Below are 19526 nucleotides of genomic sequence, written 5' to 3'. Positions count from 1 at the left end.
AGGCTCGCCGATGTGAAAACTGCTTGCACCGGCGCGCGATGGGTGGGAAATTAGCGCACAGTTGGCACCATAGATAGGTCCATATTTGCCGCTTTTGCTGGAGCCATTTTGAAAGAGTCCATTCTGTCCGAGCTGCTGCTGCAACGGCTGGAACGGCCGACGGACGGCAGCGCCGACAAGGCCGGTACGCACATGAACCGGCAGGTCTATCAGATCATTCGGCAGGAAATCCTTGCCGGTACGATCCCCGCGGGCTGCAAGCTGCCCGCCTCGCGAATGCTGGCGAAAGAGGTTGGGGTGTCGCGCAACACCGTGCTGTACGCCTACGAGCAGTTGTTGGCCGAGGGCTATGTCACGGCGTCGACTGGAAGTGGCACCTTTGTGTCGCACACATTTCCCGACCATAGTGCATTGCACAAGGTTGGCGCCGCCAATGGCACCATCACCGTGCCCGCAGCGCAGCAAAACCCGAACCGCTTTGCGCTGTCGCGCCGAGGCCAGCATCTGGTGTCGCATGCCGGTGCGTCCGATCGCCAATGGGGTGCGTTCATGGCGGGGGTGCCTGACGTCTCGCTGTTTCCGCGCGCGGTGTGGACGCGGCTACTGAACAAGCATTGGCGCGAGCCGCGTCCCGAACTGCTGACCTATGCGCATAACGGCGGCTATCTGCCGCTGCGCCGCGTCCTCGCGGAGCATCTGCGCCTGGCGCGCGGTGTACGGTGCGATGCCGAACAGATCATCATGACGACCGGCATCCATCAGGCGATCGACCTGATCGCGCGCCTGCTGGCCGACCCCGGCGACAAGGCGTGGATGGAAGACCCGGGCTACTGGGGCACGCGCAGCCTGCTGTCGAACTCGGGCGTGGAGCCGATCCCGGTGCCGGTCGATGGCGAGGGCATCGCGCCGGACGCGGCCACGCTGCAGAATCCGCCGCGCTTCATCTTCGCGACGCCGTCGCATCAGTACCCGCTCGGCACCGTGATGAGCCTGTCGCGCCGGCGCATGCTGCTCGAATACGCGCGCCAGCGCGGCGTCTGGATCGTCGAGGACGACTACGACAGCGAATTCCGCTTCGAGGGCCGCCCGCTCGCTTCGCTGCAAGGGCTCGACGAGCACGATCGCGCGATCTACATGGGCACGTTCTCCAAGACGCTGTTTCCCGGCATCCGCATGGGCTTCATGGTGTTGCCCAAACCGCTGGCCCCGCATTTCGCGACAGGGTTGTCCGAGCTGTTCCGCGAAGGCCAGCTGATCCAGCAGGCGGTCCTGGCCGACTTCATCGAGGAGGGCCACTACGCCACGCACATCCGGCGCATGCGCCTGCGCTATGCGCAGCGGCAAAGCCTGCTGCGCGAGGCGATCGCCGAACGCTTCGGCGCTGACTGGCCCACGTCGACGCACGAGGCCGGGCTGCACCTGGTCATGCATCTGCCGCCCGGCGCGGACGATCTCGGCATCAGCATGGCGGCACGCACGCAGGGGCTGAGCGCGCGGCCGCTGTCGCGCTATTACTGCGACGAGACGCAGGCGCGGCAGGGACTGCTGATGGGCTATGCCTGCGTGCCCGAGGAAGAGATCGGGCCGGCGTTCCGCAAGCTCGCCGAGGTCATCGAACCGGCGATGGAGCATCTGGCCCGCAAGCAGGAACCGCGACGCGAGTCGGCGGTGAAGATCAACCGCGAGGCGTGGAGCGGCGCCTGATCGCGCCCCGGATTGTCTCGCCCTTTTTTCCTACCCCTTCGAACCCGCTACAAGACTCGTTCATGGCAAGCTCCAGCACCCAAACCCGATCCGCGGCGGTGAACCGCGACGCCCTGCTGTCCGAACTGGCCGCCGCGCTCGATCCCGCCGGCCTGCAGACCGGCGACGACATCGAAACGCGCTTCCGCAAGGACTGGTACGCCCCGCTCGATCCGGTGCCGCCGATCGCGGTGGCGCGGCCGCGCAATACGGCCGAGGTGTCCGCGGTGCTGGCGATCTGCCATCGCCACCGGCAAGCCGTCGTGCCGCAGGGCGGCCTGACGGGACTGGCCGGCGCCGCGACGCCGGCAGGCGGCGAACTGGTGCTGTCGCTCGAGCGGATGCGCGGTGTCGAGGAGATCGACGGCCAGGCCGGCACGATGACCGTGATGGCCGGCACCACGCTGCAGGCCGCGCAGGAAGCGGCGCGCGCGGCGGACTGGCTGCTGCCGGTGGACCTGGGCGCGCGCGGCAGCTGCCAGATCGGCGGCAATATCGCGACCAACGCCGGCGGCAATCGCGTGATCCGCTACGGCATGATGCGCGATCAGGTGCTGGGACTCGAAGCGGTGCTGGCCGACGGCACCGTGCTGACGTCGCTGAACAAGATGCTGAAGAACAACGCCGGCTACGACCTGCGCCAGCTGTTCATCGGCAGCGAAGGGACGCTCGGCGTGATCACGCGCGCCGTGCTGAAGCTGGCGCCGCTGCCCGCCAGTACGCAGACCGCGCTGTGCGCCTTGTCCCGCTACGAGGACGTCGTGCAACTGCTGCGCCATGCGCAGCGCAAGCTGGCTGGCCGGCTGTCCGCATTCGAGGTGATGTGGGCCGACTTCTACGAGCTGGTGACGACGCGCGTGTCGGGCGTGCGTGCGCCGCTGCCGGCCGGCCACCCGTTCTACGTGCTGCTCGACCTGCAGGGCGACGACGCCGGCCAGGATGCGCCCGCCTTCGAGTCGATGCTGGAGACCGCGATGGACGCGGGGCTGATCCAGGACGCCGCGGTCGCGGCCAGCGACAAGGAGGCGCAGAGCTTCTGGCAGTTGCGCGACGCCGTCGCCGAGTTTCCGGTGATGTGGGCGCCCAACGCCGCGTTCGACGTCAGCCTGCCGATCGGCCGCATCGGCGAGTTTGCGCAGGCCTTGCGCGCCGCCGTGCTGGACCGATGGTCCGAGGCCGAGCTGGTGAACTTCGGCCACGTCGGCGACAGCAATCTGCATGTCAGCGTCTATCTGCCCAACGTTGCGCTGCCCGACTTTCCGGAGTACGAGATCAGCGAAGTGGTCTATCGCGTCGTGCAGGAATTCGGCGGCAGCATCTCGGCCGAACACGGCATCGGCACGCACAAGAAGCCGTTCCTCGGATGCTCGCGCACGCCCGAGGAACTGGCGGTCATGCGCCTGCTGAAGCGGACGCTCGACCCGCACCATATCCTGTGCCCGGGCCGGGTCGTCGATCTCGAGTGAATGGTCCGGGGGCGCGCCATGTGAAACGACATGGCGCTGCCCGATCGTGAAATCGCTATTCGACGCTCGCCGCGGCCTTCACGGGACTGCCGCGCAGCGTCGCCTCGCGCAGCCGCACGACCAGCAGCGGCGCCAGCAGCGAGACCGCGGCGCTGGCGAGGAACAGCGCGCGGAACGAACGTTCCGCGGTCTGCCGCACCGCCGCCGCCTCCGCGCCATCGCCCAGCGACAGCACCTCGCGGAACAGATGCATCAGCACGTCCTCGCCGCCGGGCAGCGGGCTGACCGCCATGCCGCTATGGCGCAGCAGCGCGATCAGCACCGTGGTCAGCACCGCGACGCCGACCGCACCGCCGAGCATCCGCGAGAACGCGGTCAGCGCCGTGGCGATACCGACCTGCTGCGGGGGCACCGCGTTCTGCGTCGCGACCAGCGCGCTCGGCAATTGCAGGCCGATCGCCAGACCGAGGGCCACCATCACGACGCCGGTCAGCACCACGGCACGAGGATCCACGAAGGCCAGCGCCGCGATCGCCAGCGGCGCGGCCGCGGCGCCGATCAATTGCAATGGCTTGTAGCGCCCGCTCCATGTCATCAGACGGCCCGCGATGAACGCGCCGAACGGAATCGCCAGCGTCAGCGGGACCAGCCGCAACGCCGCGCTGTCGGCCTGCGCGCCGCCGACCACCTGGAAACGCAGCGGCAGCAGCACCGACATCGCGATCAACTGGAAGAAGCACAGGAACAACGTGATGCAGCAGATCGCCACCGTCGGCACACGCAGCATCGCCAACGGAATCACCGGATCGGCGGCGCGGCGCTCCTGCCAGACGAACAGCAGCAGCGCGGCCACGCCGCCGCCCAGCAGGCTCAGCGAATCGGCGCGCCAGACATCGTGGCCCTGGCCCAGCCGCGTCAGGAACACCAGCACGCCGGTCAGTCCACCGCCGAACAGCAGCGCGCCCAGATAGTCGATCCGATGCTTGCGGCCGCCGCCGGCCGGCAGATGGCGCAGCGCCCGGCGCACCGTGAACAGCGCCAGCAGGGCCAGCGGCAGGTTGATCCAGAAGATCCAGCGCCACGACAGATAGTGGGCCAGGTAGCCGCCGATCACCGGTCCCGCCATGCTGGCGACCGCCCACACGCCGCTGACATATCCCTGATAGCGGCCGCGCTCGCGCAGCGGCACCACGTCGGCAATCGCCGCCTGCGACACCGAGATCAGCCCCCCGCCGCCGAGCCCCTGCAGGATGCGCGCGACGATCAGCTGCGGCATCGTCTGCGCGAGTGCGCACGCGATCGACGCGAGCAGGAACAGCACGATCGCGAACGACAGCACCGAGCGCCGGCCCAGTACGTCGGACAGCTTGCCGTAGATCGGCGTGGCCACCGTCGACGCGATCAGGTAGGCCGACACGACCCAGGCCATCACATCGAAGCCGTTCAGGCGCAGGGCGATCTCGGGCAAGACCACGGCCACGATCGACTGCTCAAGCGCGCCGAGCAGGATCGCCAGCATCAGGCCGAAGATGACCTGCATCACCGGCACCGGCGGCGACCCGGTCGGCCCGCCGGATGGAATGGGCTTTGGTGGAATGGATGGGACCGCAGGCGAGGCCGGCGACCCAGCGGAAGCCGCAACGGAAGCAGCCGCGCCGGCAAGGCGCGGGCCAGAACGAAGGGGAGCGATCATCGGGCGGGCAAGGAGAAACAACATAGCCGGTGCACGACCGCGCTGGCCGGACCGGCTTTTCTAATGAAGGACAGACGGCTATTGTAGGCGCTTGCTTAAAAGTGTGCCTTTCGGCGCGCTCTTACTCAGCCGAGGTACTGCGGATCAGGGACGAAGATATCGATGTCCTTCGACATGCGATGGTCGTAACGCAGCATCAATACCGTGCCACCGCCAAACGTCCAGAGCGGCTCGATGCCTCCATGCGTCTTCACTTCCTCCATCAGCGTTAGCGCATGCGGAAATAGGGCCTCCCAAGGGTCGCCGCGGAGTTTCACCGTCATGCCCATAGGCCACCCCGCGTCGCCGTCAGCTCACGCGCCATCCGGCGCAGGTTCTTCCAGATTTCGGTGGGCTTCCGATCGTGGCGCGTGGCCACTTCCGCCACCATCTTCGTCACCAACTGCAGCGGCGCCTCATCCAGGATTTGGGCGACTTGGGGCTGCAGTTCGTCGGGAACTTGTCCGCTGATCAGCGCCTGCTCCAGTGCCATTGGCGTCAGCTCACCGGAATAGCTGGTATTGGCACCCTTCGCCGCCATCCATACCGCCCGCGCGGGGCGACCCCGCTTCTGTTCAGGGTCCGCAACTTCCAACGTCAGCCCCAGAACGTCCAGAAGACGGCCAAGCGTGTCTACGGTGACGTTGACATGGCCGTGCTCGATGCCGTTCAAGGTTTGCCGCGACAGCACCGCCATATCTGCCAATTGCTGCTGGGTCAGGCCCAGTTGGATTCGTTTGCGGCGAATGGCGTTGCCAAGTAGAGCGACGTTCATTTGGCGCCTCCAGTTTTTGTCAATTATAGACGACAAAAACGGAGCGCCAAATCGCCCTTCCTGGCTCCGGTCGACCACGCAAATTGCGACGCGGTCTACGTCCCAACTACGTTTCAGAAACTCTGCCAGTCATCTGCGCCAGCAGCCGGCGCTCCCGCAGCGGCCAGAGCGGCGGGCCGCACCGGCGTGCCACGGGACTTCGCGCCTGCTGCGGCAGCACCGTCGGCGCGAGAGACCGCCGGTGTCTTGGGAGTGGGTGCGGTCGTGGCCGCACGCAGCGAGGCGGGGCTTGCGGCCGATGCAACCTTGGCACCCGGCGCAGCTTTGGCAATCGGCGCCGCCACGGCGAGCATCGGTTCCCGAGCCGGGTCCGTGGCTCGCGACAACGCCACCGTCGCCTCCTCGACACGGAACTTCGCCGCGTCCTGCACCAGCCCCGCAGCCTGCTGCTGCAGGCTTTCGGCGGCGGCCGCGGCCTGTTCGACCAGCGCGGCGTTCTGCTGGGTCACGCTTTCCATCTGCGCGATCGCGCGGTTGACCTGCTCGATGCCGGTCGACTGCTCCGCGCTGGCGGCGGAGATCTCGCCCATGATGTCGGTCACGCGGCGGACCGCTTCGACGATGCCGTCCATGGTGCCGCCCGCCTGCTCGACCTGGCGGGCACCGACTTCGACCTGCTCGACCGAGCGATTGATCAGCTCGCCGATCTCCTTGGCCGCCGCCGCGCTGCGCTGCGCGAGGCTGCGCACCTCGGCCGCCACCACGCTGAAACCGCGCCCCTGTTCGCCGGCGCGCGCGGCTTCAACCGCGGCGTTCAGCGCCAGGATATTGGTCTGGAAGGCAATGCCTTCGATCACGCCGATGATCTCGGCGACCTTGGCCGACGATTGCGAGATGCCCTGCATCGTCTCGACCACGCTGCGCACCGTACGTCCGCCCTCGGCGGCCACCGCCGAGGCGTTGACGGCGAGCTGGTTGGCCTGGCGGGCGTTGTCGGCGTTCTGGCGCACGGTCGAGGTCAGCTGCTCCATCGAGGCGGCGGTCTGCTCCAGCGAGGCCGCCTGCTCCTCGGTCCGTTGCGACAGGTCGGTGTTGCCCTTGGCAATCTCGCGCGTGGCGCCGTCGATCGCGCCCGAGGCGCCCTGGATGCCGCGCACCAGTACCGACAGTTCCGCGAAAGCGCGCTGCATCGCCTTCAGCATCCTGCCCATCTCGTCGTCGCCCTTGGCGCGGATGGCGAATGCAAGATCGCCCTGCGCCAGCGCTTCCGCCGCTGCCAGGGCCTGCCGCGCCGGTCCGGCGATCGAGCGCGTGATCGCCACTGCCAGGCCGACTGCCAGCAGCGCGGATACCGCGCCGAGCGCGAGCAGCAGATTGCGCGTGAACAGATAGTCGGCCTGGGCCAGCTGCACCGCCTCGGTCGCCATCTTGCGGCCCGAGGCGATCAGCGTGTCCAGGCGCTCGAAGTACGCCGCCTGCGCGGCCGGCAGCGTGACGATCAGACCGGCACGCGCGGCGACGAACTCGCCTGCCTGCAGCTGCGTCAGCAACTGGTCAAGCTGGGCGTTATAGGCGGCGCGATGCTTGCCCAGTTCGTCGAACACCTGCTTGAGGCCGGGATTGTCGGAGGCGGCAATCAGCCTGGAGAGATCGTCGAGCGTGGCGCTCATCTGCTTGCGGCGCTCGTTGACGCGGCCGACGTTCTGCTGGACCACGGCCGGATCCTCGGTCAGCACCGCGTCGCGCACCATGATGCCGATGGCCTGCGCGCCCTCCTTGACGCCGTCCAGTTCCATGACCTTCAACAGACGCTGCTCGACGGTCGTGCGCATCGAGGCATTCATATCGCTCAGCGCGATCAGGCCGAAACCCGCGACCACGGCCAGCAACGCCACCATCGCGGCAAAGGCTCCCGCCAGGCGCGCGCCAATGCCGAAATGCTTCCACCCTCCCATACCGCCCCCTCTTCTCTGGTAGTCGACACCGCGCGCGTGTGCGCGGCGGTGCTTCGCTAACGGCAGGAAGGAACGCTTTCTTGATGGCAGCCGATACGGCCTGCTATCGGCTATCGGCTATCGGCGGCGGAGGTCAGCAGAGGTCAGCAGAGCGAGCGGTGAGCGGGGTCGCCATGGCCAAATGGCAAACAAGAGGCAAAAACCCCGTCAGCTCCATCGATTGCCCGAGACAGGACGGGTGTCCAATTGACGCCGAGCATCCGGTATTCCGCCCGAGGCGGGCGAAGACGTCCGGCATTGCACAGGACGCGGGCAAAAAAGAAGCCCACGCGCGGGGTGCTCGTAGGCTTTCCAGGACTGCTAGAGCCGATTGGCTCGCGGCCGACTATAGCGGTGCTTAGATGAGGTGTAAATACAGTTTCCATCAGGGTAAATGCCGATAGTGACACTTACTTTGTTTTACAAATAAAACAAGAAAAGACCTTCGCGATTGCTGCAGAGAAGCGTCGAGGTGAGTACGCACTCCGATGGGAACCCGCTTCAGCCCGCAGTTCGCTTTAAACGCTGCGCCGACCCAAGCACTTTACGCCGAGAACCGCTGTGGTTATCGGCACATGTATGCAAGCACTTAATTAGAGGTTTACCTCTAGACGCATGTCACGGCTCCTTCGATCCCCGAGTTGTAAAAATTTGTTACTCTCCGGGCCGAAGTATTCCCCTTCTCTTCTGGCGGCACGCCAGTCCGACCGTCGAGGCAAAACATCCGCGAACCACAAGCGCCACGGCCGCAAGGACACGCGATGACTTCCCCCGCGCCGGTACCGAGAGCGAATGTTTCATCCCTCGCCAAGATCGGGCTCTCGCCAATACGGATACCGTCGTGCCGCATCCGCGCCGGCTCGTGCCTGATCCCCGTACCGTTGTCTGCCGACAGAACCCTATCGGGCTCGACCGGAGAAGTCGTGAAGTATCAGGAAATCAGAAGTATTCGTCCGGGCCGCCAGCTCCAGGACCGACAACTGGCCTTTCATCGCGCCAGCCGGCATCCGGTGGTGCTGCATCTGACCAGCGGCGTGCGCCTGCACGGGGTCGTGGTCGGCGCCGACGCCTATATGGTGTTGCTGGCCCTGGCCCCCGGCGACCCGGCGCCGCAGATCGTCTACAAGCATGCGATCGCGGCAATCACCCCGGACAACGTCGACGGACAGCCGATCGAGCTGCCCCGCGACGAGGTGCCGCCCGAGTTCGTCCGGCTGTTCACCCCGCGCACGCGCTCGCGGCGGCGAGCCTGAGCCAGACCCGGAGCCGCCACCAGCCTTGCAATGACAGCTTTCCGCACCGCCGACTGAAGATCACTCTAAACCTTTCGGCAGCCCGGTCGATAACCTTGGCAACGGAGGCACTTCACGCCCTGCAGTGCAGGCAGCCAACGTTACGGCACCCGCCGGAATGCGTAAAACATTGCAAATAGGAGTCGTACCATGGCGCAAGTCATTAATACCAACTCGTTGTCTCTGATGACTCAGAACAACCTGAACACGTCGCAATCGGCGCTGAACACCGCGATCCAGCGCCTGTCCTCGGGCCTGCGTATCAACAGCGCCAAGGACGACGCGGCCGGTCAGGCGATTGCCAACCGCTTCACCGCCAACATCCGCGGCCTGACGCAAGCGCAGCGCAACGCCAACGACGGCATCTCGCTGGCGCAGACGACCGAAGGCGCGCTGACGGAAGTCAACAACAACCTGCAGCGTATCCGTGAACTGTCGGTGCAAGCCGCGACCGGCTCGAACTCGGCTTCGGACCTGCAGTCGATCCAGGACGAAATCAAGCAGCGTCTGGAAGAAATCAACCGTGTCTCGGAACAGACCCAGTTCAACGGCGTCAAGGTTCTGGCCAAGGACACCAAGATGAACATCCAGGTCGGCGCGAACGACGGCGAAATCATCGCCATCGACCTGAAGGAAATCACCGCCAAGACCCTGGGTCTGGACGGCTTCAACGTGTCGGGCCCGAAGGGCACGCCGGCCGCTCTGGTCGCCGCCGACTACCAAACCGCCTACGGCACGACGACGAACGTGACGACCACGGCCGTGACGGAATCGAACGCTGGTGACCTGGCTTCGCGCCTGGGCGTCGCCGCCGGTAGCGTGGTCCTGGCCGGTACGGCCGAGAAGGACGACAACGGCAACTGGTACGCCACCGTGACGATCACCGCCGCCGACGCGACCGAAGTAAGCACGCTGAAGGCCAAGGGCTTCGAAGTCGAAGCGACCGTTGCGAAGGAGTTCTACATCGCTCTGGATCCGCAATCGGCCGACGTGACCACGACCGCCGGTACCGCCGCTTTCGCGATCGACACCGCCAACATCCAACTGTCCAGCATCACCTCGGGCGCCAGCTCGAACCCGCTGGCCAAGCTGGACGCAGCGCTGGCGAACGTCGACACCCTGCGCAGCTCGCTGGGTGCGGTGCAAAACCGTTTCGACTCGGTGATCTCGAACCTGGGCACCACCGTGACCAACCTGTCGGCTTCGCGTTCGCGCATCCAGGACGCTGACTACGCAACGGAAGTGTCGAACATGACCCGCGCGCAGATCCTGCAGCAAGCTGGTACCTCGGTGCTGGCGCAAGCCAACCAGACCACGCAAAACGTGCTGTCGCTGCTGCGTTAATTCGCAACGGCGCGGAAAGCCGGGCCCGCAAGGCCCGGTTTTCCGCTGGGAATGCTTCGCAGGCAGTTCGCTGCCTGCAAAGCGTTTCTTGGGACGCGTTGACGTAGACAGGCTGAACAACAAAGGCAAAAGACTATGGCTACCATCTCCAACATCGGTGTCGGCTCCGGACTTGAACTTGGCGCGCTGCTCGAGAAACTCGAGGCCGCGGAAAAGACGCCGCTGAAGCTGCTCGAGACCCAGGCGTCCAGCTACCAAGCCAAGCTTTCCGCCTACGGCACGCTCAGCAGCGTGCTGTCCGCCTACCAGAGCGCCGCCAAGAAGCTCGCCGATGCGGCCACCTTCGGCGCCGCCAAGGCGGTGGCCGGTTCCACCGACATCATGACCGCCGCGGCAGGCTCCAACGCCGTGCCGGGCACCTACTCGGTCAACGTCACCAGCCTCGCGCAGGCGCAATCGCTGGTGGGCACCAACGTCGCCAGCCAGACCACCGCGATCGGCACCGGCAAGATCACCTTCGAATTCGGCACGCGCCAGGGCTACAACGAAGGCACCGGCGGCTACACCGATCCGCTGGGCTTCACCGCCGACGCCGCGCGCACCAAGACCGTTGAGATCAAGCCCGGCCAGAACTCGCTGCAGGGCATTCGCGACGCGATCAATCAAGCCAACGTCGGCGTGACCGCCAGCATCGTCAACGACGGCAGCGGCACGCCCTACCGCCTGGTGCTGACCTCGAACACCACCGGCGAACAGTCCAGCATGCGGATTACCGCGGACAGCCCCGAACTGAGCAATCTGGTCGGCTTCGATCCGACCCAGGCGGTGCAGCCGAGCGGCATGCAGGAGACGGTGCGCGCGACCAACGCCAAGCTGAAGATCAACGGCATCGACGTGGTCAGCCAGAGCAATACCGTCACCGATGCGGCCCAGGGCGTCACGCTGACGCTGAACAAGACCGGCACCAGCAGCCTGACCGTGACGCGCGACACCGACGCGATCAAGGCCGCGATCCAGGGCTTCGTCACCGCGTACAACAACATCCAGAGCACGGCCAAGTCGCTGACTGCGTTCGACACGACCACCGGCAGCAGCGCCGCACTGAACGGCGACAGCACGCTGCGCTCGATCCAGACCAGCCTGCGCAGCATGCTCAACGTGCCGCAGCCGGACGGCAAGGGCGGCACCATCACGCTGTCGGAGATCGGCGTCTCGTTCACCAAGGACGGCACGCTACAGGTCGACGACAAGAAGCTGACCAAGGCGATCAGCGAGAACCTCGGCGGCGTGACCTCGATGTTCTCGCACACCACCGGCACCGGCGGCTACGGCAAGCAGATCACCGACGCCATCGACGACCTGAACGAAACCAACGGGGCGATCAAGGTTGCCACCGATGGCCTGACCGAGAGCCTGAAGGACCTGGAAGACCGCTACGCGCAGGTCGAGGACCGCGTCAACACGACCATCGAACGCTACCGCGCGCAGTTCACCCAGCTGGACCTGCTGGTCAGCAAGCTCAATCAGACCCGCAGCTATCTGACCGAGCAATTCGCCGCGCTGGCCAACCAGACCAAGAAGTAACCAACGGCAAGGACCGCCATCATGTACGCGCGCCAAGCAATCAACGCTTATGCCCGGGTCGGCGTGCAGACCGGGGCCATGAGCGCGAGCCCGCACAAGCTGATCGCCATGCTGTACGACGGCGCGCGCTCGGCCATCGCACGGGCCAAGTTCCATCTCGATGCGGGCGACGTGCAGGCGCGCGGCCAGGCCATCTCGAAGGCGATCGACATCGTCGACAACGGCCTGCGCGCGGTGCTGGATCACGACACCGGCGGCGAGATCGCCGCCAACCTCGAAGCGCTGTACGACTACATGACCCGCCGCCTGCTGCTGGCCAATGTGCGCAGCGATGTCACGCTGCTCAACGAGGTCGACGCGCTGCTGGAAAACCTCGCCACCGCATGGGCGCAGATCGGCGAGCCGGAAGCCGGCGACCACGCCGCGCAATCGGCGGCCGCCGCTCAGCCGGAAGCCGTTGCCGTGGCGCAGGAGAACTGATGATGCATACCGTGTCTCCCACCGTGCTGAACTACGAGGAACTGCTGCTGCTGTCCGAGCAGATGCTCGAAGCCGCCGAGGCGGAAAACTGGACCGCATTCAACGATGTGCAGACGGTCTACCTGGCCGTGGTGGACCGCCTGCGCGAGCTCGAGCACAACGTGCCGGTCTCGGCCGAAGAACGGATGCGACGTCACGCGCTGCTCGACCGGATCCTGGCGTACGACGCCCGCATCCGCGACCTGATGCTGCCGCACCTGGCACGTCTGGGCCAACTGCTGGGCGATTCGCGCCGCCGCCAGAATCTTTCGCACGCCTACGGCAGCCTTGCCTGACCCCGCACCGGGTCCCGCTGGCCGTCGCCGGCAAGCCGGTGACCCAGCGGACCACCCGGAAGCCACCCCATGACCGCGATCCATCTGCCGCCCGGCTCGCCGTCAGGGCAAGGTCTCGATACCAACACGCTGCGCGCGCAGGTGTCGGCGAACAAGCTGGCGGCGCTGATTCCGACGGCCAGCCCCGGCGGCGCCACGGTGCGCCAGTCCGACGGCACCGCCACCGGCGCGGTCGAGCTGCCGGTGCGAACCGGTCCGCAGGGACAGACTTCGGCAAACACGCCGGTCGGCTCCACCCGCGAAACGCTCAGCTTTGCCGCCCGTACCATCCTTACCCTGCTGGCGCAGGGCTCGGCCGCGCCACTGCGCAGCGCCGGTCCGCTGCTGGCCGTGCCGCCTACGCGCCTGCCCGAAGGGACCGCACAGGTGCGGCAGGCGCTGATGCATCTGGTGCAGGACAGTGGGCTGTTCTATGAATCGCATCTTGCGCAGTGGATCGCTGGCGAACGCGGGCTGGCCAGTCTGGCGCGCGAGCCGCAGGCGGGAATCGGCCGGCATCCGTATCCGGGTAATAGCGCAGGCAACAGCGCAGGCAACAGCGCCAGAACCGGCGCCGGCGGTGCCGCGTCCGGTCACGGGGCCGCGACGGGCACCTACGGGCAGCAACCGGGCGCGCCGATGCAACCTTCGGGCACGGCGCCGCTGCCGACTCTGCTCCCCGCCTCGCCCACCGACGCCCAGGCCCTGAGCAGCGCGATCCAGGCACTGGCAGCCGCCGATCCCTCGCAGGCGGTGCTCGACGCCGCGTTGAATGCCGCGCGCTCCGCCACCACCGGCCTGGAGGCAGGCGCCGAAGACCCGGCCGCGACGCTGGGCGACGCCGCTGCACGCACCAGCGACGCCCCACGCGGCAACGAAACGCCGCGCTCGTTGCAGGCGGCAGCACAGGCCTACCAGGCCGCCGCCAACGACGCCGCCCGCCAGGCCGGCTCCCAGACGCTGCTCAGCGCCAGCGACGACGCCCAGGCACGGCCGGATGCGACAGCCAATATGGCCAAGACCGAAGCCGCACCGGCCATCCATCCGAATACCGAAGGCATCGTGCGCCAGCAGCTCGAGCTGTTAGCGACCCAGCAGTTCCGCTGGGCCGGCGAAGCGTGGCCCGGCACGCCGATGCAATGGGACATCGCCGAACAGCACCAGCGCGGCGGGTCGGCGGAACACGGCGACGACGCCGACGAACGCGCGTGGTCGAGCCGGCTGGTGCTCGAGTTGCCGCAGTTGGGAACGGTGGAGGCCCGGCTGACACTGACGCCTACGGGTCTGGAAACCCGGCTGGCCGTGCAGGAAGACCGCATCGCACGGATGCTGAACGACGCGCAGGATCGCCTTCGCACCAACCTCGGCGCGCGCGGCATCGACCTGCTGCATTTCTCGATCCGCCGCGACACCGACGCGGAGGGCGCCGCATGAGCCAGCAGGACTCGCCCCGCGGCGCCGCCGTCGCGCTGTCGTACCAGAAGAACGACGCGGCCCCGCGCGTGGTCGCCAAGGGCTACGGCCTGATCGCCGAATCGATCATCGCGCAGGCACGCGAATCCGGCGTCTATGTCCACGACTCGCCCACGCTGGTCAACCTGCTGATGCAGGTCGACCTCGACAGCCAGATCCCGCCGCAGCTCTATACGGCGGTGGCAGAGCTGCTGGCCTGGCTGCATCGGCTAGAGGCGGATACGGGGATCGTGCGGATCGAGTGAGGGTACCCCGGGCGCAGCAATAAACGAATAAGGCGGCCGCAAGGGCCGCCTTCATGTTTCCACTCACATCATCGTCCCCGCGGAGGCGGGGACCCAGTGACGTCAAAAGACGCTGGATTCCCGCGTTCGCGGGAATGACGAGATGGCATACGGTAGGTAGCGCGCGATCCGCGACGCTTACACCGCCATATTCATCACTTCCTGATACGCCATCGCCAGCCGGTTGCGCACCTGCACGCCGGTCTGGAACGAAATGCTGGCCTTCTGCATTTCGATCATCACGTCGTTCAGCGCGACTCCCGGCTTGCCGAGCTCGAACGCCTCGGCCAGGCCGTAGGCGCGTTCCTGGGCGCCGCTGATCTTCTGCAGCGAACGCTGCAGCTCGCCGGCAAAGCCGGAAGCGGCGGCCGGCGCGGTCTGGGACGTCGTGCCCGACGCGCTCTGCGCCAGGCCGCGCAGCTGCTGCAGCATGCCTTCGATGGAAGCAATCGAACTCATCGGTCTATTTATTCCGTAGTTGGCGAGGCGCCGAGACAAGGTCGGCGGGCCCCGGATTGGGTCGGTCGGACGGGAACGGGTGCCGCGCGGGCGCTCCTTCCCATCCAGCAGCCGAAGCGTACCCGTCGCGCCTGGCCCGGCATAGGCCGAAATCGGACCGAAAAGCCGTCCTATTCCTCCGATTGTCTGTGCGCGCGGTAACCGATCATCGCTACCGTGCCGGGTCTGGCGGGTTGTCGCCTTGCCGCTCCCCACCCGCTTTCGTGGTTTGGTGCCAGCGAATGCATTAACGACACCGGCGCCCCTTTGTTTAACTATCGCGGAGAGTACGCGTGTTTTGTCTGCTGCGTGATCTGAGCCATGCCGACATCGGCCACCGCCAGGGCGGCGCATTGCGCCCCCGGCAAGGTTCGCCCCTGCCCGGCCGGCTCGGCGGGTCGGCCAACACGGAGGCCCGCGCATGAATGCCGCGGCCGTGCTAGGCAACCGCTCCGAATTGATGGAGCGCTTCAAGGGCAATCCGCGCCTGCCGCTGATGCTGGGCGGCGCCGCGCTGGCCGCCGCGATTGCAGTCGGCGTGCTGTGGTCGCGCAGCCCCGACTACAAGGTGCTGTACAGCAACCTGTCCGAGCGCGACGGCGGCGCGGTGATCGCGTCGCTGCAGCAGATGAACGTGCCGTACAAGTTCGCCGAGGGTGGCGGTGCGGTGATGGTGCCGGCCGACAAGGTCCATGAGATGCGGCTGCGGCTGGCCTCGCAGGGCCTGCCCAAGAGCGGCAACGCCGGCATGGAGTTGATGGACAACCAGAAGTTCGGCATCAGCCAGTTCGCCGAACAGGTCAATTACCAGCGCGGGCTCGAAGGCGAGCTCGCGCGCTCGATCGAATCGATCGCCGCGGTGCAGTCCGCCCGCGTGCATCTGGCCATTCCGAAGCCGACGCTGTTCGTGCGCGAGCGCCAGAAGCCGACCGCGTCGATCGTGCTGACGCTGCATCCGGGCCGCGCCATCGACGAAGGCCAGGTCGCCGCGATCAGCCATCTGGTGTCGTCGAGCGTGCCGGAGCTGACGCCCAAGTCGATCTCGATCGTCGACCAGCATGGCAACCTGCTGTCGGGCAACGGCAGCAACGAGCGCATGCTCGATGCCACGCAGCTCAAGTATGTGCAGACGCTCGAGCGCACCTATGTGCAGCGCGTCGAGTCGATCCTCGCTCCGATCGTCGGCCAGGGCAATGTGAAGGCCCAGGTCACCGCCGACGTCGACTTCAGTATCGTCGAGCACACCGACGAGTCGTTCAAGCCGAACCAGGATCCGACCCGCGCGGCGATCCGTAGCCAGCAGACCAGCGAATCGAACCAGCAAGGCGGCTCGCCCGTCGGCGGCGTGCCGGGCGCGCTGTCGAACCAGCCGCCGCTGCAGGCCGCCGCACCGGTGGTCACGCAGCAACCGGGACAGCAAGGACAACAAGGACAGCAGGGTCAGCAAGGACAGGCCGGCCAGCAGGCCCAGGGTCAGCAGGCCGGCACCGCGCAGGCCGCGCTCGCCGGCGCCCAGTCCGGCCCAAGCAGCAACCGCCGCGATTCGACCACCAACTACGAGCTCGACCGCACCGTGCGCCACGTGCAGCAGGCACCGGGCGGCATCCGCCGCCTGTCGGTCGCGGTGGTGGTCAACCATCGCCAGGTGGCGGGCGCGAACGGCAAGGTCACCAGCGAGCCGCTGACCGCCGCGCAACTGGCGCAGATCGAGAACCTGGCCAAGGAGGCGATGGGCTTCTCGCCGGCGCGCGGCGACTCGCTCAATGTGGTCAACAGCCCGTTCACCTCCGGCGACGAGATCAAGCCCGAACTGCCGCTGTGGAAGCAACCCGAGATGATCGAGCTGGCCAAGACCGCCGCGCAATATCTGCTGCTGGCTCTGCTGGCCCTGTTCGTGTGGTTCAAGGTGGCACGGCCGATCCTGCGCAAGTACACCGCGCCGCCGTTGCCGCCGCCAGCGGAGGCCAATGCGGCCGAGTCGGTGCTGCTGCCGGTCGAGGAGCAGCAGCCGGATCCGGAAGTGCTGCGCCTGACCGCCAAATACGAAAGCGATCTCGCCCTGGTGCGCGACGCCGCGCAACGCGACCCGCGTCTGGTCGCCAGTGTGATCAAGAACTGGATGTCTAGCGATGAACGGTGAGGGCTTGCAGAAGAGCGCCATCCTGATGATGTCGCTCGGTGAGGATGCAGCGGCCGAGGTGTTCAAGCACCTGTCGCCGCGCGAAGTACAGACGTTGGGCTCCGCCATGGCGTCGCTGAACGCCGTCACGCGAGAAGAAATGGCGGCCGTGCTGGCCGAGTTCCGCAGCGAGACCGAGCAGTTCCTGGCGCTGTCGGTCGACTCGAGCACGTTCATCAAGAGCGTCCTGAACAAGGCGCTGGGCGAGGAACGCGCGCTGTCCGTGATCGAGGACATCCTGGAATCGCGCGACCCGGGCAGCGGCATCGACTCGCTGAACTGGATGGATGCGACCTCGGTGGCCGAGCTGATCCGCGACGAGCATCCGCAGATCATCGCCACCATCCTGATCCACCTGGACCGTCAGAAGTCCTCGGAAGTGCTGGCGCTGTTCACCGACCGGCTGCGCAACGACGTGGTGCTGCGGATCGCGACCTTCGGCGGCGTGCAGCCGGGCGCCCTGCAGGAGCTGACCGACGTGCTGACCAAGCTGCTGGCCGGCCAGAGCCTGAAGCGCAGCCGCATGGGCGGCATCCGCACCGCGGCCGAGATCATCAACCTGATGAACACCACGCACGAGGAAGCGGTGATCGCCGGCGTGCGCCAGCACGACAGCGACCTCGCGCAGAAGATCATCGACGAGATGTTCCTGTTCGAGAACCTGCTGGAAGTGGACGATCGCGGCATCCAGCGCGTGCTGAAGGAAATCGCCACCGAGTCGCTGATCGTCGCGCTCAAGGGCGCGCCGCAGGAACTGCGCGACAAGTTCATCCGCAACATGTCGACCCGTGCGGGCGAGATGCTGCGCGAGGATCTGGAAGCGCTGGGCCCGGTGCGCGTGTCGCAGGTCGAGGCCGAGCAGAAGAGCATCCTGCAGGTGGTAAGACGCCTGGCCGACGCCGGCGAGATCCAGATCGGAGCCGGCGACGATGCCTATGTCTAATCCCTACGCGCGGCAGGCGCTGGGCCACCATCTGGGCGGCCCGCTCGGCAACGAGCGCGACGATGAGCGTGACGGCGGTTTCGGCGCACGCTACGAGCCGCGTGCACAAGCCCACGCCGCCGCGCAGTCCGCGCCCGCCGCATCGCCTTCCTCGTCCGCCGGGCTGAACCTGCGTGGTGGCCGCGACGGCGCCGCCTTCGAAAGCTTCGATGCGTTGGGCGCCGATGAACGCCAGCCTGGCAGCAAGCGCGGCGACCGCGGCGGCGACGGCAACGGCTGGCGCCGCTGGAAGATGTCTGCCTTCGACGCGCCGCCGCCTCCGCCGCCCGCGTTCGAAGCCGAACCGGAAGAACCGGCACCGCCGCCGATCGACTTCGCCGCGCTGGACGCGATGCGCGAGGGCGCCCGCAAGGAAGGCTATGCCCAGGGCTACACGCAGGGCCAGACCCAGGGTTACGGCGACGGCCATCGCGAAGGCTACGCACGCGGCCTCGAGACCGCGCGCCAGGAGGCCGCCCGCCTGCAGGAACTGGCCGGCACCTTCGCCGGCGCGCTGCGCCGCATCGACGACGAGGTCGGGCAGACGCTGATCGCACTCGCACTCGACGTCGCGCGCAAGCTGGTGCACGACACCGTCGCGCACAACCCGGCCGTGCTGTTGCCCGCGGTGCGCGAACTGCTGGCCAACGAGCCGGCGCTGTCCGGCGCGCCGTGCCTGCTGCTGAACCCTGACGATATCGAGCTGGTGCAGACGCATCTGTCCGGCGAGCTGGAAGCGGCCGGCTGGTCGGTGCGCGCCGACGCGACCGTCGCACGCGGCGGGTGCATCGCCAGCGCCGCCAGCGGCGAACTCGACGCGACGCTGGCCACCCGCTGGAGCCGCGTGGTCAAGGCCCTTGGCCGCAACGATCCGTGGGAAGCGCCCGATGCGTGAGCCGATCGCCGCGCCCTCGGCCAACGCGTCGACCGATGCCGCAGCCGGCGTGCCCGAGCTGCATGGCCAGCGCTGGCGCGATGCGCTGGCCGGCGCCGCCGCCAATGTCGCCGAGCTGGACAGCAAGCGCAGCTGCGGCCGGCTGACGCGCGCCGCCGGACTGGTGCTGGAAGCGGTCGGCCTGCGCATGCCGGTTGGCAGCGACTGCCTGATCGAGATCCCTGGTCATGCCGGCGCGCCCGGTCAAGGCCCGCGCATGGCCGAGGCCGAAGTGGTCGGCTTCGGCGCCGACCGTCTTTATTTGATGCCGCAGTCCGACGTGCTGGGCCTGGTGCCCGGCGCGCGCGTCTATCCGCTGGAACCGTCGCCGCTGCCCAGCGGCGACAGCGCGCCGCGCGAGCCCGGCTCGAAGCGGTTGCCGGTCGGCGAAG

General features: G+C 67.2%; 16 protein-coding genes and 2 pseudogenes. 13 read left to right on the top strand and 5 right to left on the bottom strand.

Going from position 1 to position 19526, the window contains the following annotated elements; genetic code table 11:
- The first annotated feature begins 108 nt into the window (after positions 1–108).
- Both B551_RS13155 and B551_RS13150 read left to right on the top strand, forming a co-directional pair.
- Positions 109–1704: a PLP-dependent aminotransferase family protein gene (locus B551_RS13155; RefSeq protein ID WP_023264269.1), complete on the top strand. Its 1596-nt coding sequence runs from the start codon at positions 109–111 to the stop codon at positions 1702–1704.
- A gap of 62 nt (positions 1705–1766) precedes the next feature.
- Positions 1767–3209: an FAD-binding oxidoreductase gene (locus B551_RS13150; RefSeq protein ID WP_052511362.1), complete on the top strand. Its 1443-nt coding sequence runs from the start codon at positions 1767–1769 to the stop codon at positions 3207–3209.
- A gap of 55 nt (positions 3210–3264) precedes the next feature.
- On the opposite strand, the gene B551_RS13145 is transcribed toward B551_RS13150, so the two are convergent.
- The 4 genes and pseudogenes from B551_RS13145 to B551_RS13130 all read right to left on the bottom strand — a co-directional run bounded on the left by B551_RS13145 (position 3265) and on the right by B551_RS13130 (position 7671).
- Positions 3265–4749 (bottom strand): MDR family MFS transporter, encoded by a 1485-nt coding sequence (locus B551_RS13145; RefSeq protein WP_006577175.1) that lies wholly within the window; start codon positions 4747–4749, stop codon positions 3265–3267.
- Positions 4750–5030: 281 nt separating this feature from the next.
- A pseudogene (locus B551_RS25600) lies at positions 5031–5225 on the bottom strand (nucleotidyl transferase AbiEii/AbiGii toxin family protein); the annotation flags it as partial.
- Positions 5222–5716, bottom strand: coding sequence for a helix-turn-helix transcriptional regulator (locus tag B551_RS13135; RefSeq protein ID WP_006577177.1), 495 nt, complete (start codon positions 5714–5716; stop codon positions 5222–5224). The pseudogene B551_RS25600 and the gene B551_RS13135, both read right to left, overlap by 4 nt.
- A 113-nt stretch (positions 5717–5829) precedes the next feature.
- Entirely contained in the window at positions 5830–7671 is a 1842-nt protein-coding gene (locus tag B551_RS13130) for a methyl-accepting chemotaxis protein (protein ID WP_006577178.1), read from the bottom strand.
- A gap of 962 nt (positions 7672–8633) precedes the next feature.
- Here B551_RS13130 and B551_RS13125 point away from each other — a divergent pair.
- From B551_RS13125 to B551_RS13095, 7 genes are all read left to right on the top strand, one after another.
- Positions 8634–8963 carry an RNA chaperone Hfq gene (locus B551_RS13125; protein ID WP_006577179.1) on the top strand — a complete coding sequence of 110 codons (330 nt, stop codon included), beginning with the start codon at positions 8634–8636 and terminating at the stop codon, positions 8961–8963.
- 189 nt (positions 8964–9152) lie between these two features.
- Positions 9153–10346: a flagellin FliC gene (locus B551_RS13120; RefSeq protein ID WP_023264267.1), complete on the top strand. Its 1194-nt coding sequence runs from the start codon at positions 9153–9155 to the stop codon at positions 10344–10346.
- A 135-nt stretch (positions 10347–10481) separates the two neighbouring features.
- The gene (fliD, locus tag B551_RS13115; RefSeq protein ID WP_006577180.1) at positions 10482–11930 is read left to right on the top strand and encodes a flagellar filament capping protein FliD; all 1449 of its coding nucleotides are present in this window, start codon (positions 10482–10484) and stop codon (positions 11928–11930) included.
- A gap of 21 nt (positions 11931–11951) precedes the next feature.
- A complete protein-coding gene (gene fliS / locus B551_RS13110; protein ID WP_006577181.1) occupies positions 11952–12410 on the top strand; it encodes a flagellar export chaperone FliS in 459 nt (152 codons plus the stop codon).
- Entirely contained in the window at positions 12410–12745 is a 336-nt protein-coding gene (locus tag B551_RS13105; protein WP_006577182.1) for a flagellar protein FliT, read from the top strand. The genes fliS and B551_RS13105 overlap by 1 nt, the downstream gene beginning before the upstream one ends.
- A 69-nt stretch (positions 12746–12814) precedes the next feature.
- A complete protein-coding gene (locus tag B551_RS13100) occupies positions 12815–14218 on the top strand; it encodes a flagellar hook-length control protein FliK (RefSeq protein WP_023264266.1) in 1404 nt (467 codons plus the stop codon).
- Positions 14215–14502, top strand: coding sequence for an EscU/YscU/HrcU family type III secretion system export apparatus switch protein (locus B551_RS13095; RefSeq protein ID WP_006577183.1), 288 nt, complete (start codon positions 14215–14217; stop codon positions 14500–14502). Before B551_RS13100 ends, B551_RS13095 begins: the two co-directional genes overlap by 4 nt.
- A 177-nt stretch (positions 14503–14679) precedes the next feature.
- Here the strand turns inward: B551_RS13095 and fliE are convergent, their stop codons facing one another.
- The gene (gene fliE, locus B551_RS13090; protein ID WP_006577184.1) at positions 14680–15000 is read right to left on the bottom strand and encodes a flagellar hook-basal body complex protein FliE; all 321 of its coding nucleotides are present in this window, start codon (positions 14998–15000) and stop codon (positions 14680–14682) included.
- Positions 15001–15460: 460 nt separating this feature from the next.
- Between fliE and fliF the strand changes: the two genes are divergently transcribed.
- The 4 genes and pseudogenes from fliF to B551_RS13070 all read left to right on the top strand — a co-directional run.
- Positions 15461–17179: a flagellar basal-body MS-ring/collar protein FliF gene (gene fliF, locus B551_RS13085; protein WP_006577185.1), complete on the top strand. Its 1719-nt coding sequence runs from the start codon at positions 15461–15463 to the stop codon at positions 17177–17179.
- Positions 17169–18161 (top strand): flagellar motor switch protein FliG, encoded by a 993-nt coding sequence (gene fliG / locus B551_RS13080; protein ID WP_023264265.1) that lies wholly within the window; start codon positions 17169–17171, stop codon positions 18159–18161. The genes fliF and fliG overlap by 11 nt, the downstream gene beginning before the upstream one ends.
- The gene (gene fliH / locus B551_RS13075) at positions 18154–19095 is read left to right on the top strand and encodes a flagellar assembly protein FliH (protein WP_023264264.1); all 942 of its coding nucleotides are present in this window, start codon (positions 18154–18156) and stop codon (positions 19093–19095) included. The genes fliG and fliH overlap by 8 nt, the downstream gene beginning before the upstream one ends.
- A pseudogene (locus B551_RS13070) lies at positions 19088–19526 on the top strand (flagellum-specific ATP synthase FliI); the annotation flags it as partial. The gene fliH and the pseudogene B551_RS13070, both read left to right, overlap by 8 nt.

The sequence above is a fragment of the Cupriavidus sp. HPC(L) genome, from assembly GCF_000307735.3.
In the GTDB taxonomy this organism is placed as follows: domain Bacteria; phylum Pseudomonadota; class Gammaproteobacteria; order Burkholderiales; family Burkholderiaceae; genus Cupriavidus.
The sequence above is the reverse complement of the archived record's forward strand: the minus strand, read 5'-3'. Positions and strand labels throughout refer to the sequence as shown.